General features: G+C 46.6%; 13 protein-coding genes and 1 tRNA gene. 10 read left to right on the top strand and 4 right to left on the bottom strand.

Annotation, left to right across the window (positions count from 1 at the left end; translation table 11 throughout):
- Nucleotides 1–8: 8 nt before the first annotated feature.
- The 5 genes from dnaG (at nt 9) to ahcY (ending at nt 6309) form a co-directional block, all read left to right on the top strand.
- Nucleotides 9–1742 (top strand): DNA primase, encoded by a 1734-nt coding sequence (gene dnaG / locus KEF85_RS14060; protein ID WP_215581632.1) that lies wholly within the window; start codon nt 9–11, stop codon nt 1740–1742.
- 83 nt (nt 1743–1825) lie between these two features.
- Nucleotides 1826–3637, top strand: coding sequence for an RNA polymerase sigma factor RpoD (gene rpoD / locus KEF85_RS14055; protein WP_215585179.1), 1812 nt, complete (start codon nt 1826–1828; stop codon nt 3635–3637).
- A gap of 26 nt (nt 3638–3663) precedes the next feature.
- Nucleotides 3664–3740: transfer RNA gene (locus KEF85_RS14050), tRNA-Ile, on the top strand.
- A gap of 70 nt (nt 3741–3810) precedes the next feature.
- Nucleotides 3811–4971: a methionine adenosyltransferase gene (gene metK / locus KEF85_RS14045; protein ID WP_215581630.1), complete on the top strand. Its 1161-nt coding sequence runs from the start codon at nt 3811–3813 to the stop codon at nt 4969–4971.
- Between the two features lie 18 nt (nt 4972–4989).
- Entirely contained in the window at nt 4990–6309 is a 1320-nt protein-coding gene (ahcY, locus tag KEF85_RS14040) for an adenosylhomocysteinase (RefSeq protein WP_215581628.1), read from the top strand.
- A 94-nt stretch (nt 6310–6403) separates the two neighbouring features.
- Here the strand turns inward: ahcY and purD are convergent, their stop codons facing one another.
- The 3 genes from purD to KEF85_RS14025 all read right to left on the bottom strand — a co-directional run bounded on the left by purD (nt 6404) and on the right by KEF85_RS14025 (nt 10926).
- The gene (gene purD / locus KEF85_RS14035) at nt 6404–7684 is read right to left on the bottom strand and encodes a phosphoribosylamine--glycine ligase (protein ID WP_215581626.1); all 1281 of its coding nucleotides are present in this window, start codon (nt 7682–7684) and stop codon (nt 6404–6406) included.
- A 270-nt stretch (nt 7685–7954) separates the two neighbouring features.
- Nucleotides 7955–9367: a glutamate--ammonia ligase gene (glnA, locus tag KEF85_RS14030; RefSeq protein ID WP_215581624.1), complete on the bottom strand. Its 1413-nt coding sequence runs from the start codon at nt 9365–9367 to the stop codon at nt 7955–7957.
- A gap of 164 nt (nt 9368–9531) precedes the next feature.
- On the bottom strand, nt 9532–10926 hold the full coding sequence (locus KEF85_RS14025) for a porin (RefSeq protein WP_246534957.1): 1395 nt from the start codon (nt 10924–10926) through the stop codon (nt 9532–9534).
- Between the two features lie 687 nt (nt 10927–11613).
- On the opposite strand from KEF85_RS14025, the gene KEF85_RS14020 reads away from it, so the two are divergent.
- The 5 genes from KEF85_RS14020 (at nt 11614) to KEF85_RS14000 (ending at nt 16257) form a co-directional block, all read left to right on the top strand.
- Nucleotides 11614–11952 (top strand): P-II family nitrogen regulator, encoded by a 339-nt coding sequence (locus KEF85_RS14020; protein WP_215581622.1) that lies wholly within the window; start codon nt 11614–11616, stop codon nt 11950–11952.
- Between the two features lie 21 nt (nt 11953–11973).
- Entirely contained in the window at nt 11974–13374 is a 1401-nt protein-coding gene (locus KEF85_RS14015) for an ammonium transporter (RefSeq protein WP_215581620.1), read from the top strand.
- A 211-nt stretch (nt 13375–13585) separates the two neighbouring features.
- Nucleotides 13586–13924: a P-II family nitrogen regulator gene (locus KEF85_RS14010; RefSeq protein ID WP_215581618.1), complete on the top strand. Its 339-nt coding sequence runs from the start codon at nt 13586–13588 to the stop codon at nt 13922–13924.
- A gap of 234 nt (nt 13925–14158) precedes the next feature.
- Entirely contained in the window at nt 14159–15436 is a 1278-nt protein-coding gene (locus KEF85_RS14005) for an ammonium transporter (RefSeq protein WP_215581616.1), read from the top strand.
- A gap of 56 nt (nt 15437–15492) precedes the next feature.
- Nucleotides 15493–16257, top strand: a complete 765-nt coding sequence (locus KEF85_RS14000; protein WP_215581611.1) for an inositol monophosphatase family protein — start codon at nt 15493–15495, stop codon at nt 16255–16257.
- Between the two features lie 99 nt (nt 16258–16356).
- Here the strand turns inward: KEF85_RS14000 and ssb are convergent, their stop codons facing one another.
- Nucleotides 16357–16836 (bottom strand): single-stranded DNA-binding protein, encoded by a 480-nt coding sequence (gene ssb / locus KEF85_RS13995; protein WP_215581607.1) that lies wholly within the window; start codon nt 16834–16836, stop codon nt 16357–16359.
- Nucleotides 16837–16843: the final 7 nt, after the last annotated feature.

The raw sequence follows: 16843 nt of genomic DNA, 5'->3' as shown, positions 1-16843 counted from the left end.
TCAGTAAAATGTCGGGCAAAATACCTCGGCAGTTTATAGATGATTTACTAGTGCGGGTCGATATTGTTGATCTGATCGATTCGCATGTCCCTCTTAAAAAATCAGGCAGCAGTTTTGTCGCGCGCTGTCCGTTTCATACCGAGAAAACCCCCAGTTTTTCTGTCAGTCGTCAGCGTCAGCTTTATCATTGTTTTGGCTGTGGAGTCAGTGGTAATGCCATCAGTTTTCTGATGGACTTTAATCATTTGGATTTTGTGGAAGCAGTGGAGGATCTGGCCGGTTTTATTGGGGTACAGGTTCCCAGAGAGGCCTTTGTCAATCAAAAGTCGGTTGATGATAAGCAGGATATTGCTCGGCTTTATGTCGTACTGGAAGGTGTTGCAGCATTTTATTCTGAACAATTGCGCAGCCCGGAAGGTCAAAAGGCGGTTGAGTATCTAAAAAACCGGGGATTGAGTGGTGAGGTGGCGCGTGATTTTGGCTTGGGTTATGCACCACAGGCTTGGGATGCCTTATTGGCTCGCTTCGATCAAAAAAGTCTGTTGGATGCCGGCATGCTGGTGCTCAAAGAAGATGGGAGGGCTTACGACCGGTTTCGCGGCAGATTAATGTTTCCGATTCGGGATAAGCGTAAGCGTGTTATTGGTTTCGGTGGTCGTGTACTGGATGCCTCTCAGCCAAAATATCTTAATTCTCCAGAAACCGTATTATTTTCAAAGGGTAAAGAGTTATATGGCCTTTGTGAATTGTTGGAGAAAAATGCCCGGCCTGCCCAAATTTTGGTGGTTGAAGGCTATATGGATGTCATCGCTCTGGCGCAATTTGGGGTTGTCAACGCAGTTGCTGCATTAGGTACAGCGACATCCAAAGCTCATGTCGATTTGCTGTTTCGCTTTAGTCCTGAGCTGGTGTTTTGTTTTGATGGCGATGCCGCCGGTTTGCAGGCTGCTTGGCGAGCTGTTGAGGCGGCCTTGCCATGTTTGCGTGATGGCAGGCAAATCAAGATCATGTTGCTGCCTCAAGGGTATGATCCAGATAGTCTGGTGCGAGAAGAGGGTCTGGTTGCTTTTCAGCAGCGCATTACTCAGGCAGAAGTGTTGTCCGATTATTTTTTTGGGCGTATGGGTGTTGACTTAAATTTAACGACTATGGAAGGACGATCCCGTTTGCTGGCCGCGGCAAAGCCGCAATTGGAAAAAATCCCTCAGGGTTTTTTTAGGGATTTAATGTTTAACCGTTTGCACGAATTATCAGGCGCCCGGGTTTCAGAAAAAGTCGAAAAAACCGCTAAACTTATGACTAAGAATTCGGTTAAGCGGCAGTTGCCTAAAAAGTCTCCAAAATCGAATTTAATGCGAAAAGTTTTGTCTTTGTTATTGCAGCACCCGCAGTTAGCAAAACAATTTGAGCAGCAACTTCTGGATCTTGATGTGCTGGATTTTGCGGGGGCTGATTTGTTGCGGGATGTGTTGAAGGTTATTGCGGCAACTGGGCCGGAAAATAATGCCATGCTCCTTGAAAATTATCGGGACACCCCGCATAACAAAACTATTGTGGCATTATCCAATTTGGTTTGGGATATTCCTGATGGCGGAGAAGCTGGTGAGTTTTTAGGCGCTCTGCAACAATTGGTGAGGTTGTCCAGAGAAAGCCGGATGAGTAAATTGATAGAAAAAGTCAGCCGTGGCGAAGCTTTGACTCCAGCAGAAATGGAGGAGTACAAGATGGGCGGTAAATTATAATCCAGGATGACAGTGGCGTGTTAAACATTTATAATACGCTGTTATGCCGTGATTGGTGCTGAAAAGTATTTTGTGAGTTAATGATGAATCAAGAGCAACAGCAATCCCAACTTAAACAATTGATCGCCAAAGGCAAAGCGCAAGGTTATCTGACCTATGCGGAAGTCAACGATCACTTGCCTAGCGACATCATGGATCCTGAACAAATCGATGACATCATTGGTATGATCAATGACATGGGTATTCAGGTTTATGAAGTTGCTCCAGACGATGACGATTCGCTGATTACTTCGGATGCCGTTGTCACTGCAGATGACGATGAGGAGGTTGCTGAAGTGGCGGCCTTGGCTTCTGTGGACAGTGAATTTGGTCGAACCACCGATCCGGTGCGGCTCTATATGCGGGAAATGGGTTCAGTGGAATTGTTAACCCGCGAAGAAGAGCTGAAAATAGCCAAACGGATCGAAGAAGGTCAGCGGCAAATGGTTAACGCCATTGCCCATTCCGGTTTTATTGTTGAATCATTTTTAGCCTCTTTCGATTCTTTGCAAAATGATGATTCCGAGCTGCGCCTGAGTGATATGGTGTTGGGCTTTGTGGATCTCACTGAAGTTGAGCTGGATGTCGCTGAAGAGCTGGACGCAGCCCCTGTTGAGGAAGCTGAGGAAGAAGAAACTCGGTCTATCGATTTCGAAGAAGTTAAACAAAAGGTGGATCTGGTTAGAAAAGCGCTTAAATCGGTTAATTCAGCGCTTAAAAAACATGGTTATGGTCAAGAGAAAACCGAAAAAGCTTTTGACGCATTGTCCGAGGTGTTTTCCGAATTCAAGTGGGCTCCACAATACCTGAAAAAAATGGTAACGCTTTCCGATGAGCTGGTGTTGGAGATACGCAATCAGGAAAAATTGTTGCTGGATATTTTTGTCAAGAAAGCCAAAATTCCGCGCAAAGATTTTGTGGCAGCTTTTACTGCAAACGAAACCAATAGTAGCTGGCTGCCTCAATACATCGAAGCTCATCCGCATTATGCGGCGGCATTGCAGGAACATCAGCAGCAGATTATAGCTTCCCAGCAAAAGATGGCTGAAATTGAGTCCAATTATGGTTTGAGTGTGGCGGCTCTGAAATCGATTTGTCGGAATATTACCCAGGGCGAAGCCAAAGCCAGACGCGCTAAAAAGGAAATGATAGAAGCCAATTTGCGCTTAGTAATTTCCATAGCCAAAAAATATACCAACCGTGGTTTGCAATTTTTGGATTTGATTCAGGAAGGCAATATCGGTTTGATGAAGGCGGTGGATAAGTTTGAGTATCGACGCGGTTACAAATTTTCTACCTATGCAACCTGGTGGATACGTCAGGCCATTACTCGATCAATAGCCGATCAAGCCAGAACGATTCGGATCCCGGTGCATATGATCGAAACCATTAATAAGCTGAATCGTGTATCCAGGCAAATTTTGCAGGAACTGGGGCGGGAGGCAACTCCAGAAGAATTGGCCGAGCGCATGGAAATGCCCGAAGACAAAATTCGTAAGGTACTGAAAATTGCCAAAGAGCCGATTTCCATGGAAACACCCATCGGTGATGACGAAGATTCGCATTTAGGTGATTTTATTGAAGATTCAAAGATGCTATCGCCGGTAGAATCTGCTACAATCGCCGGTCTACGCGAATCCACGCAAAATGTTTTGGCAGGTTTGACCGCGCGTGAGGCCAAAGTTTTACGGATGCGGTTTGGTATCAATATGAATACTGATCATACATTGGAAGAAGTTGGTAAACAGTTTGATGTAACCCGTGAGCGGATACGTCAAATTGAGGCGAAAGCGTTAAGAAAATTAAGACATCCATCCAGATCCGAACAATTAAGATGTTTTCTGGATGGTGAATAAAGCGGTATAAAATCGCAAAATTATCGGGGCCCTTAGCTCAGTTGGTCAGAGCTTCCGACTCATAATCGGCAGGTCGTAGGTTCAAGTCCTACAGGGCCCACCACTACTCAGGCCGTCTGGAGACGGCCTTTTTTATAACTACGAATTTTTTATTTTGGATTGAGGACACGCCCGTGAATAAAAACTACCTTTTTACTTCTGAATCCGTATCCGAGGGGCATCCTGATAAAGTTGCTGATCAAATTTCCGATGCTATCGTCGATGCTTTGCTGGCGCAAGATCCACGATCCAGAGTCGCCTGCGAAACTTTAGTCAAAACTGGCATGGTGGTATTGGCTGGTGAGATCACTACCAATGCCTGGGTGGATACAGAAGAGCTGGTTAGAAAAGTTGTTTGTGATATTGGTTATGATGACGGCGCCATTGGCTTTGATGGTCATAGTTGTGCTGTGTTGAATGCTATCGGCAAACAATCGGCTGATATTGCCATGGGGGTTGATGAGAGCGACAATCATGAACAGGGCGCAGGTGACCAGGGTTTGATGTTCGGCTATGCCAGCAACGAGACCGATGTATTTATGCCGGCTCCAATTACTTATGCTCACCGTCTGGTAGAAAGACAGGCCCAGGTGCGTAAAAATAAAACTTTGACTTGGTTGCGTCCAGATGCCAAAAGTCAGGTAACATTCCGTTATGAAAACAGCAAGCCGGTGGCAATTGATGCTGTTGTGCTGTCGACTCAGCATTCCCCAGAAATCGGCGGTAAATTGCTGGTAGAAGCGGTTATGGATGAAATTATCCTGCCGGTTTTACCAAAAGAATGGCTACATAAAGATACCAAATACTTTATCAATCCAACCGGACAATTTATTATCGGCGGCCCGGTCGGGGATTGCGGGCTGACCGGACGTAAAATCATCGTCGATACCTACGGTGGTATGGCCCGGCATGGCGGCGGTGCATTTTCCGGTAAAGATCCATCCAAAGTGGATAGATCGGCGGCTTATATGGGTCGATATGTGGCTAAAAACATCGTTGCAGCCGGTCTGGCCGAACGCTGTGAAATCCAGGTATCTTATGCAATAGGCGTGGCTGAACCCACTTCCATCAGCATTGAAACTTTTGGTACCGGTAAACTGGCCGAGGATGTGCTGGTTAAAATTGTTCGCGAACATTTTGATTTACGACCCAAAGGTCTGATTGCGCAACTGGACTTACTGCGGCCAATTTATCAGCCTACTGCGGCGTATGGACACTTTGGTCGAAACGAGCCTAGTTTCAGTTGGGAAAAAACAGATAAAGCTCAAGCCCTAAAAGATGCTGCCGGTCTTTAATCTAAAAGGAAATTAATCATGAGCCAAGCCGAATATAAAATTGCTGATGTTCCTGGTGACTATAAAGTCGCTGATCTTACTCAAGCTGAGTGGGGCCGTAAGGAAATCAATATTGCCGAAACCGAAATGCCGGGCTTGATGGCTTTACGCGAAGAGTTTGGAGCTAGTCAGCCTTTGAAAGGCGCACGTATCGCCGGCTGTTTGCATATGACTATTCAGACTGCAGTTTTGATAGAAACCTTAACCGCCCTGGGTGCCGAAGTACGCTGGTCGTCCTGCAATATATTTTCTACCCAGGATCATGCTGCGGCAGCCATTGCTGCTGCGGGTATTCCGGTATTTGCCTGGAAAGGCGAAACTGAGGCCGAAGCCGAATGGTGTATCGAACAGACCATTATCGGTGTGAATGGCTGGCGACCCAATATGATACTGGATGATGGCGGTGACTTGACGGTAATGATGCACGACAAGTTTCCGGAATTGATGGCCGATGTCAAGGGCTTGTCCGAAGAAACCACCACGGGTGTACTGCGTCTGTATGATATGGTCAAAAAAGGCACTTTGAAAGTACCGGCATTTAATGTCAATGACTCAGTGACCAAATCTAAGTTTGATAATTTATACGGTTGCCGGGAATCATTAGTAGATGGCATCAAACGTGCCACTGATGTGATGATAGCCGGTAAAATTGCTGTGGTTGCCGGTTATGGCGATGTAGGTAAAGGCTGTGCGCAATCATTGCGTGGTTTGGGTGCAACGGTGTGGATCACCGAAATTGATCCGATCTGTGCCTTGCAAGCAGCTATGGAAGGTTATCGTGTGGTGACTATGGAAGATGCTGCGCCCATTGCCAATATTTTTGTTACCGCCACCGGCAATTTTAGTGTTATTACCCATGAGCATATGCTGGCCATGCGCGATCAGGCCATAGTGTGCAATATCGGCCATTTCGATGCCGAAATTGAAATTGCCGCCTTGCGTCAATATACTTGGGAAAACATCAAACCCCAAGTTGACCATGTGATTTTCCCGGACGGTAAACGCATTATCGTGCTGGCAGAAGGTCGTCTGGTGAATCTGGGCTGCGCTACCGGTCATCCTAGTTTCGTGATGTCCAACTCATTTTGCAACCAGGTTTTGGCGCAAATTGAATTGTGGAACCATGCCGACCAATATCAGAATCAAGTTTATATTCTGCCGAAAAAACTGGATGAAAAAGTCGCACGCTCACATCTGGCGCAATTGGGTGTCAAACTGACCCAGCTAAGTCCTGAACAGGCGGCCTACATTAATGTAGCTGTTGAAGGGCCTTATAAATCCGATCATTACCGCTACTAAACAATTTGCGCAGTAACAAGATTGTTGCTGCGCGGCAAGATTTGCTAGCGTTTGAAATTAACCGGCGAGCAGTATTTTGCTTCTCGCCGGTTTTTTAGCGCTTAATCGCTTTAAAGCCTATGTCAGTGCGGTAATAAACATCCTGCCAATCTATGTTTTGGCACACAGCATAGGCTTGAAGTTGAGCTTCTGCTATATCATTTGCTAGTGCGCATACACATAATACCCGACCACCATTGGTTACTATTTGCCCAGTTTCATTCAGGCGGGTGCCGGCATGGAAGACTTTGCTGCTAGTACTGTTTTTGTCAGGCAAGCCGCTAATAACATGGCCTTTGGCGTATTCATCAGGATAGCCGCCTGCCGCTAATACCACGCCCAGAGCAACCCGCTCATCCCATACCGTTTGTATTTCAGCTAAATTCTTATCAAGCGCAGCCAAGCACAGACTAACCAGATCACTCTGTAAGCGCAACATAATCGGTTGTGTTTCGGGATCGCCAAACCGGCAATTATATTCCAACACCTTAATGTTGCCCTGTTTGTCTATCATCAGTCCGGCATACAGAAAACCGGTATATTCGTTACCGTCATCACGCATGCCGCGTAAGGTTGGCATAATGACTTCATCCATCACCCGTTGATGAATTTCCGGGGTAACCACAGGTGCCGGCGAATATGCACCCATTCCACCGGTATTCGGTCCTAAGTCGCCATTATCACGGGCTTTGTGATCCTGCGATGTTGCCATAGCCAGGGCATGTTCGCCATCAGCAATCACAATAAAGCTGGCTTCTTCACCTTTCAGAAACTCTTCAATTACGACCCTATGTCCAGCTTCTCCGAAACTATTGCCGGACAACATATCTTGTACTGCCTCAACGGCCTGTTGTTCTGTTTCCGCAACTATCACACCTTTGCCGGCCGCCAATCCATCAGCCTTAACCACAATCGGCGCACCTTTGGCTTTGATATAGGCAATAGCTGCAGTCTGGTCGGTAAAGGTTTGATATTCTGCGGTGGGGATAGCGTGGCGGGCCATAAAATCTTTACAAAACGCCTTGGAACCTTCCAGTTGAGCCGCTTTGGCGCTAGGGCCAAAACAGCGCAGACCGGCAATTGTGAAGGCATCGACGATGCCCTTTACCAATGGTACTTCAGGGCCAATAATCGTTAGATCGATTGCTTGTTTTTTAGCAAAATTCAGTAATGATTCGATATCGTCGGCCAGAATATCAATATTTTCGATGCCGGGCTCCATCGCTGTACCTGCATTGCCGGGAGCAACGAAGACAGATTCAGCCAGAGGAGATTGTTTAGCTTTCCAGGCCAGTGCATGTTCGCGACCGCCGTTGCCTACGATTAAAATTTTCATCAGGTCTATAGGTAAGAAACTGTTTAGTTAAAAAATTCCATAACTGCACAGCTGATATTCAATGAGAAATAGTGACGGAACTTCGCTGTGCTTGGTGGCTTGTATAATGAATTCCGCGCATAGCATTTAAAGGTATGGCTTCCGTATCACCGATAATTTTGTAAGTATCAATTATAAATGAGTTATGCCGGCTTTTGGACATGAAAAACCCCGCTAAGCACGAATGCTCGCGGGGTTTAAGCTCAAATCCAGAAAAAACGGAGTGAGAGCTTATAAGCTGTAATACAGATCCAGCTCAACAGGATGAGTGCTCATGCGCAGACGTTGTACGTCCTGGCTTTTCAGCTCAATATAACCATCAATGGTATCGTCGGTGAAAACACCGCCACGAGTCAGGAATTCACGATCATTATCCAGCGCATTCAAGGCTTCATCCAGAGAGAAAGCAACTTGTGGGATAGCTTTTTCCTCTTCCGGCGGCAGATCATACAAATCTTTATCCATGGCTTCGCCTGGATGAATTTTGTTTTGGATGCCATCAAGACCCGCCATTAGCATGGCGCTGAATGCCAGATAAGGGTTAGCGGTGGAGTCAGGGAAACGCACTTCGATACGTCGGCCTTTAGGGTTGGTAACAAAAGGAATCCGGATAGAAGCCGAGCGGTTACGGGCAGAATAAGCCAACATCACCGGTGCTTCAAAGCCAGGTACCAGTCGTTTATAGCTGTTGGTTGAGGCATTGGTGATGGCATTCAGGGCTTTCGCATGTTTAATGATGCCGCCAATATAGTACAGAGCCAGTTCAGACAGGCCGCCATAAAGGTTGCCCGTGAACAGGTTTACGCCATCTTTAGACAGAGATTGGTGGACATGCATGCCGCTACCGTTATCACCAACCAGTGGTTTAGGCATAAAAGTTGCGGTTTTGCCGTATGCATGGGCAATATTGGCCACTACATATTTCAATCCCAAAACTTCGTCGGCTTTTTTAACCAATGTATTGAATTTTACGCCAATTTCGCATTGACCGGCAGTAGCCACTTCATGGTGGTGTACTTCAACGGTTTGGCCTAACTCTTCCAGTACCAGACACATTGCAGAACGGATATCCTGGAATGAATCAACTGGCGGCACCGGAAAATAGCCGCCTTTAATGCCTGGGCGGTGACCGATATTACCGTTTTCATAAACTTTGGCAGAATTCCAGCCGGCTTCTTGAGAGTCGATTTCATAAGAACAGCCACCAACACCAGCATTCCAGCGCACGTCATCAAATACGAAAAACTCATTTTCCGGTCCGAAGAAGGCGGTATCGGCAATGCCGGTCGATTTCAGATAAGCTTCAGCGCGTTTGGCAATAGAACGAGGATCGCGGCTATAGCCTTGACCGTCTTTAGGTTCAATAATATCGCAACGCAAAATCAGAGTTTTGTCGTCAAAAAATGGATCCAGAACGGCTGTGCTGGCGTCCGGCAACAGAATCATGTCTGATTCGTTGATATGTTTCCAGCCGGCGATGGATGAACCGTCGAACATATTGCCTTCTTCAAAAGTGTCGGCATCTATGGTGTGGGCTGGATAGGTAACGTGTTGTTCTTTACCGCGAGTATCGCAAAAACGGAAGTCAACGAATTTAACATCGTTTTCCTTGATTAAATTAAGTACATCATCTACTGAGGACATCGTCAATGGTCTCCTACAAAATTATTATTATGATAGTGTGGTAAAACGTTGGTAACAATAGCATCAATTACCAGTTACTGCAAAGAGCTATAAAAGCAAAAGCTTCCAAGGCATCGCTGCAATGGAAGCTAAAGGGAACAAGCAAAACCTAGTTCATGATAACTTTAGAATATCACCACAGCGTCTGCGGTGAACAATACTTGAGTGTGCTCTTTCCCGCCAGCAAATTGTGCTGCGTTAGCATAGTCGAAGCGCACGTTAGGACGCAGATTCAACCATTTGATAGGTTTGTAAACCAAACCTGCGGTCAGCTCATAATAGCCGCTGCCTGCAAATGGATATGCGCCGAAGGCACTTGAATTACATGCGTAGTTGTAGTTGGTTGCTGAGGCGCCATAACCGTTGGTATTTGCCGCTGCGCCGCAACGACCCGGGCCGTCTATCCGCCAGCCGTTGTTGTCACGGAACCATTCCGCACGTAAACCGGCACCGAGTTTGTCCGTCACATCATATAACAGATAGGAGTTAAGACCATACCATTCGGCATTTTGCAGTGCACTGGTTGTTGATCCAGCTGCCACAGCATTCAGGCCGTTGCCGGTGATGACGTTATTGGCATAACCGTGGTCATGTTGCAGGATCAAGTGGAGTTTGTCGGTGATATTGTGTTTGCCGACGATACTGAAAATACCCCAGAAGCTACTGTTGTTATCAGATTGTGGGCCGGCGGTACCGGAAATATATAAAGAGGTACCCGCATCATCGCTGGTCCAGGTGCCGCCCAGCAAGCCTGACCAAGTTGCCAGATTGCGGTTGAAACTGCCGTCCCAACCACCAGTCGAGCTACCTGTCAGGGCACCGGCTGTTACGTTCCAGTTGGGGTTGAAAGTATAGCTACCCAACAAGCCGGTGTGTGTGAAAGGCTCCCCGTATTGGAAGGTATAGGGCTTGGTGACAAAGAAGTTATCCGGTGCGGTTACAACCTCATAGCCAACAGGCGTATAAAAATGACCCGCTTTAATATTCAAGCCTTCACCCATAGGCAAGTTGAATTCGGCGTAGGCATTCGGCATGGCAAAGCCGTAAAAACGATCGCCGCTGAGCTTAAGATCCCAGTTGCCGCGAGGTTCTGCGGCTCCAGTGTTTGGATTATAAGTAGGGTTACCATAGGCTTGAGTAAAGATGGAGTCGCTGCCAAACATGATGTCGAAACGACCGCCCCAATCGAAGGTATCTCCGCTAGCAGTTACACCTTTTTGCAAAAACATATTTAGCTGATTGAGCTGCAACTCTGAAGTACGATCCTGGAAAGTTACCGGGCCGTTAAAGCCATCGTGTCTAGCGTTATCATTGGCGCTGATACTGGTTTCTACCCAGCCGCCCAGCTTAAGATTGTTTTTCTTAAAAAAATTAAGATCATTAATATTATAGCCGCTGGCTTCAAACGCACCTGAAGCATCTTTCCAGTTGTCGGCATGAGCGGTGGTGGCACTCATTAAAACCAGGCTGGCAAGACAAGTGCGGGTCTGCAGCTTGTGGGTAACCTTCTTTAATTTCATGATAATTTCCTCTTGTTTTTAGTTACTACTGAAAATACTAATGCATTTTCTAGGCCAGATTTACTTCATTGAAAATCAAAGGGATAGCGATGTTTTGGGCGGGAAATGTTGCTCCAAATTGGTGCGACCATTGTTGGTCGCACCAATCCAATGCATTTTTGAAGCTTATTGGTGCAAGCAATGATGTTGATTGAGCTAAATATGAGTATATAGATAAGCCTGATAAAAGTTCCTGTATCAAGTTACGGTAATGGGTTGATAGAAGCTGGCAATCTCATGATTTTAGTCACTAAACAGATAGTGTGAGGGATCGTTATGAGCTGATCACTATCGCGATTCTGGCAATTTATGGGGTATCTGTTGCCAGAGATATTGGATTGATCCTGACAGACTGATGGGCCATAAATGATCTAGCTTTGGTCTCTGTATTCGCCTGGGTTTTGAGGTTTTAGTTGGTTTTAAAAGGGTTGTGGGGTGGCTAATGTGTTGGTAATTGGTTGGGCGTTCACTTAATGCGATGTGTTGTGGTGCGGTTAGCGCCTGTCTGCACCTAAATAGTGCGTTAAAGCTTAATTTCAACAAGGGATAAATTAAAAGGTAATATAAATCATTAGCTTGTAGAGTGGCATATATCATGCTTGCGTGATAGTGGGAATTTTTAAACTCAAGCATTAAAGGTGGTTAAATATGAAATTAATAACAGCGGTCGTTAAGCCTTTTAAGCTGGATGACGTGAGGGAGGCGTTATCCGAAATAGGCGTGTCCGGCGTTACGGTGACAGAGGTCAAAGGTTTTGGTCGCCAAAAAGGTCATACTGAATTGTATCGTGGCGCAGAGTACGTTGTGGATTTTTTACCTAAGGCGAAAGTTGAAGTAGCTGTAGCCGATAGTTTGCTGGAACAGGCGGTAGAAGCAATTGTTAAAGTTGCCAATACCGGAAAAATTGGGGATGGCAAAATTTTCGTCACTAATCTGGAACAGGTAGTCAGAATTAGAACCGGCGAATCCGGCGAAGAAGCGCTTTAATTTTTTACGAGGAGACATAATATGAAACGATTGTTAGCTGTCCTGGCTTTAATGGCAATGGCCGTTTTTAGCGGGGTTTGTTCGGCTGAGGAAGCTGCTGCTGCGCCGGTAATATCCATAAACAAAGGTGATACCGCCTGGATCATTGTTGCGACTATCTTGGTTGCTTTGATGGTCATTCCAGGGTTGGCATTATTCTACGGCGGTATGGTTCGCGCTAAAAACATGCTGTCCATTCTGATGCAAGTGTTTGTGATTTTTGCCTTGACTGCTATTTTATGGGCTGTCTATGGGTATAGCATCGCTTTTACCGAAGGAAATCCGTTTTTTGGCGGTTTGAGTAAAGCCTTTCTATTCGGAATTACCCCGGAATCTCCCGCAGCCACTTTTAGTAAAGGTGTCTATATTCCGGAATTTATCTATGTTGCCTTTCAGTTGACTTTTTCGGCAATCACTCCGGCGTTGATTATCGGTGCCTTTGCTGAGAGGGTTAAGTTTTCGGCCATCCTGTTATTCACTATCATCTGGTTTACCTTTGCTTATTTACCAATGGCCCATATGGTTTGGTACTGGGCTGGTCCAGATGCTTACACCGATGCAGCTGCAGCAGAAAAAGCGGCGGCTACTGCGGGCTTTATTTTCCAAAAAGGCGCACTGGATTTTGCCGGTGGAACCGTTGTGCATATCAATGCCGGTATTGCTGGTTTAGTTGGCTGCTTGTTGGTTGGCAAACGCATTGGTTACAAAAAGGAATTTATTGCGCCACATAGTGTTACCATGAACATGATAGGTGCTTCCTTGTTGTGGGTGGGTTGGTTTGGCTTTAACGTAGGCTCCAATCTGGAGGCTAATGGTTTAGCAGCATTGGTATTTGTAAATACCTTATTGGCTGCTGCTGCGGCCACCTTATCATGGGTTGCCGCCGAATGGCTGATTCGTGGCAAACCCAGCATGTTGGGTGCGACATCAGGTGCGGTGGCTGGCTTGGTGGCAATTACCCCTGCTTGCGGATGGGCCGGTCCTATGGGCTCCATTGCCCTGGGATTTGCTGTTGGTGCCGTTTGTTTTTGGTCAGTTACCAGCCTGAAACAAGTGCTTGGATACGACGACTCTCTGGATGCCTTCGGTGTGCATGGTGTCGGTGGTATTCTCGGTGCATTGGGCACAGCGATAGTTGCTAATCCCGCTTTAGGCGGCACTGGTGTGTACGATTACGTCAGTAATGCAGTGGCCGAATACGATACTGTTACTCAATTAATCAGTCAGGCTTGGGGTGTGGGTATTGCTCTGGTCTGGTCTGGTCTGGTTGCCTTTGTTGCATTTAAAATTGCCGATTTGACCATTGGTCTGAGAGTCAGTGAGGCGACTGAGCGGGAAGGTCTGGATCTTGCCGAACATGGTGAATCAGCCTATCACCAATAGACTGTTTTAGACTTTGTTATAGCCCAAAAAAGCGGGCCGTCTGACGACGGACCGCTTTTTTGTTTTTACACTGGATTGCATAATACTTGTATGAAAGCAAGCGCTTTAAGTGCAAAGTATTCACACAGTATGCGGCAATGAATTGTACCTTGCCCAATAATTCTTTATTATTGGCAATACAGATTACTTAAAATTATTTCGAGGGGAACACATGAAACTTATTACTGCGATTATCAAGCCATTTAAGCTGGATGATGTTCGAGAAGCATTATCCGAAATTGGTGTGTCCGGGGTTACGGCGACCGAAGTCAAAGGCTTTGGCAGACAAAAAGGTCATACCGAACTGTATCGGGGAGCCGAATATGTAGTTGATTTTTTACCTAAAGTAAAACTAGAAATCGCTGTGGTCGATACCATACTCGATCAGGCTGTAGAAACCATAGTTAAAGCCGCCAATACCGGTAAAATTGGTGATGGTAAAATTTTTGTATCAACTTTGGAGCAGGTTATCCGCATCAGAACCGGAGAAACCGGCGAAGAAGCGATTTAGTCTCAAATCTTGAGTGCCTAGAGCTTTAATAAGCTTTAAGCCAGCTGTTTACCATACCTACGCTGTACTAAGCGTGGTGTGGATTTAATCTAAATAATATTTATGGCCCTGCGAGTTTGGTGGCAGGGAGTGCAGTGGATGCCCTATGCCTCTCTAGGCTCTCCCAGTTGCCAAACCTCTGCCAGTTACCTGCCGCCAAATGCCTAAAATTGCAGTGCGATTGGCATTTTGATCATGAAAATCATAATAATTTTGGCTAGCTTAATGCTGCCTACCTGGGGTTCCGCACAAGAAATCAACCAGGCTAATACAGTCTGGGTACTAACATCTACAGCCTTGGTGTTGTTCATGACCTTACCAGGTTTGTCTCTATTTTATGCCGGACTGGTGCGCAGTAAAAATGTGTTATCCGTGATGATGCAATGTTTTGCCATCACCTGTCTGGTTTCTTTATTGTGGTTAGCGGGTGTTTATAGCTTTGTCTTTGCAGATGGGGGGGCTAATCAGCCATTAATTGGTGGTGCGGCAAAAATGTTTCTCCCAAACTTCAATACTTTGACGTTGATAGGCGATATTCCAGAAACCGTGTATTTTATGTTTCAGATGACGTTTGCCATCATTACCCCGGCTTTAATAGTCGGTGGCTTTGCTGAACGAATGAAATTTTCGGCAATGTTATGGTTTTCTGCGCTGTGGCTGATTATCGTGTATATGCCTATTTGCCACTGGATGTGGGGCAATGGTTGGCTGGCGCAACTGGGTGCCAAGGATTTTGCCGGAGGTATCGTCATCCATGTCAATGCCGGTGTAGCCGCCTTGGTTGCGGCGCTGGTATTGGGTAATCGACGCGGTTTTCCGGCAACGGCCATGCCGCCGCATAATATGACTATGGTTGTTACCGGTGCCGGGATGCTCTGGTTCGGCTGGTTTGGCTTTAATGGTGGCAGCACTTTAAAAGCGGACGGTTCCGCAGGTATGGCCATTGTGGTTACACATCTGGCTGCAGCCGCCGGATCGCTAACCTGGATGGCAATTGAATGGCTGCGCTATGGTAAGCCCAGCGTATTGGGTATAGTTACCGGCATGGTGGCCGGCTTGGGTACTATTACCCCGGCATCTGGTTTTGTTGGGCCTATAGGCGGGGTAGCGATAGGCATCATCGCCGGAGCCGTTTGTTTTTCAGCTACCCAATATGTGAAACGGGTACTGAAAATTGACGACTCACTGGATGTTTTTCCGGTGCATGGTGTTGGTGGGGCTGTGGGTTCCTTACTTACTGCGGTGTTTGCTGCCGAAAGCTTTGGTGGCTTGGGCTTGGGCAATATCAGTATCGCTCATCAAGCTGTTGTGCAAATTTTGGCAGTATGTGTTACCGCACTTTGGAGTGCCGTGTTCAGCTATCTTATTTTAAAGTTGCTGGAAAAACTGATAGGTCTGCGCGTCAGTGCTGATGAAGAAGTAGAAGGTCTGGATATTGTCCTGCACGACGAAACCGGCTATCACAAATTGTAATGAATCGCGGGTATTGTAGCGACTTGAAAGTACCCATCAAGCTATGAGAGAAACCAATGCCGATAACAGCGGATGCACTTGAAAAAACTGTCAGAGAAGCTGGCGCAATAGCTTTGCGCTATTTTAGTGATTTAAACGGACTAGCGGTAAAACACAAAAGCGCCCGAGACCTGGTCACCGATGCCGATGTTGCCGTAGAGCAATATCTTCAAGATGCATTAGGCAAGCAATGTCCCGAATACGGCTTTTGGGGAGAAGAAAGTGGCCAGTCTGCCAACCAAGTCAGCCGTTGGATTGTCGATCCTATAGACGGCACCCATTCATTTTCCAAAGGCCAATATTTTTGGAGCATCAGTGTGGCTCTGGAAATTAATGGTGAATTAATCATGGGGGCTGTGTATGCTCCAGCTCTGGATGATTACTATGCAGCAGAAAAGGGCAAGGGCAGTACTAAAAATGGTCGGGTTATCCAGGTTTCAGCCGAAACTCATTTGGCGGATAGCATGATTTCCACCGGTTTCGCTTGTTTACGCTCTTATCTGCACGAAAACAATCTGCAGCGCTTTTGCCGTATAGCTGAAGTCAGTACCGGTCAGCGCCGTTTCGGTTCCGCAGCCCTGGATCTTTGTCTGGTGGCGGATGGTCAGGTTGATGCCTATTGGGAACAGGAGCTCAATCTTTACGATGTTGCTGCAGGCGCTTTAATTGCTTTGGAAGCAGGTGGCAGCGTTACTGATTTTAAAGGGAATGCCGGCATATTTCCCAAACAGATTCTGGCCACCAACGGCAAACTGCTGGCGGAAATTTTGCCATTAATGTAATTAATCTAGTGGTTTTAATCACGCCATGCGCTGCTTGATGCGGCGCATGGGAAAACGGTTAGAGCTGAATTTAAAAATTCATACTGTAGATATCTCACCTTAGAAAGGAATATCATCATCAAAATCATCAAACGCCGCTGGCGCTGAGGCGCTTGATGATGCCGCAGAGGATGCAGACGAAGAACCTGCGCCATGATTGTCATAAGTGCTGAGTGGCGGGGCATTATCGGCGTAATTCGCCGTGCCGCCGCTGCGGCTGTCCAGCATGTGCATTTCGTCGGCAATAATCTCAGTGGTGTAGCGATCCTGTCCGTCCTGACCTTGCCATTTATTGGTGCGAATGCGTCCTTCCACATAAACTTGGCTGCCTTTTTTCAGGTATTCTCCGGCTACTTTAGCCAAGCCGGCAAAAAATACCACCCGATGCCATTCGGTCTCTTCTTTGCGCTCACCGCTATTGCGGTCTTTCCAGCGCCGGCTCGTCGCTAGCCGGATAGTAGTAATAGCATCGCCGCTGGGCATATAACGCACCTCCGGGTCAGCCCCCAATCGGCCTATGAGTGTGACTTTATTCAGCATGGTTGTC

This window comes from Methylomonas paludis (assembly GCF_018734325.1).
Lineage (GTDB): Bacteria > Pseudomonadota > Gammaproteobacteria > Methylococcales > Methylomonadaceae > Methylomonas > Methylomonas paludis.
The sequence above is the reverse complement of the archived record's forward strand: the minus strand, read 5'-3'. Positions and strand labels throughout refer to the sequence as shown.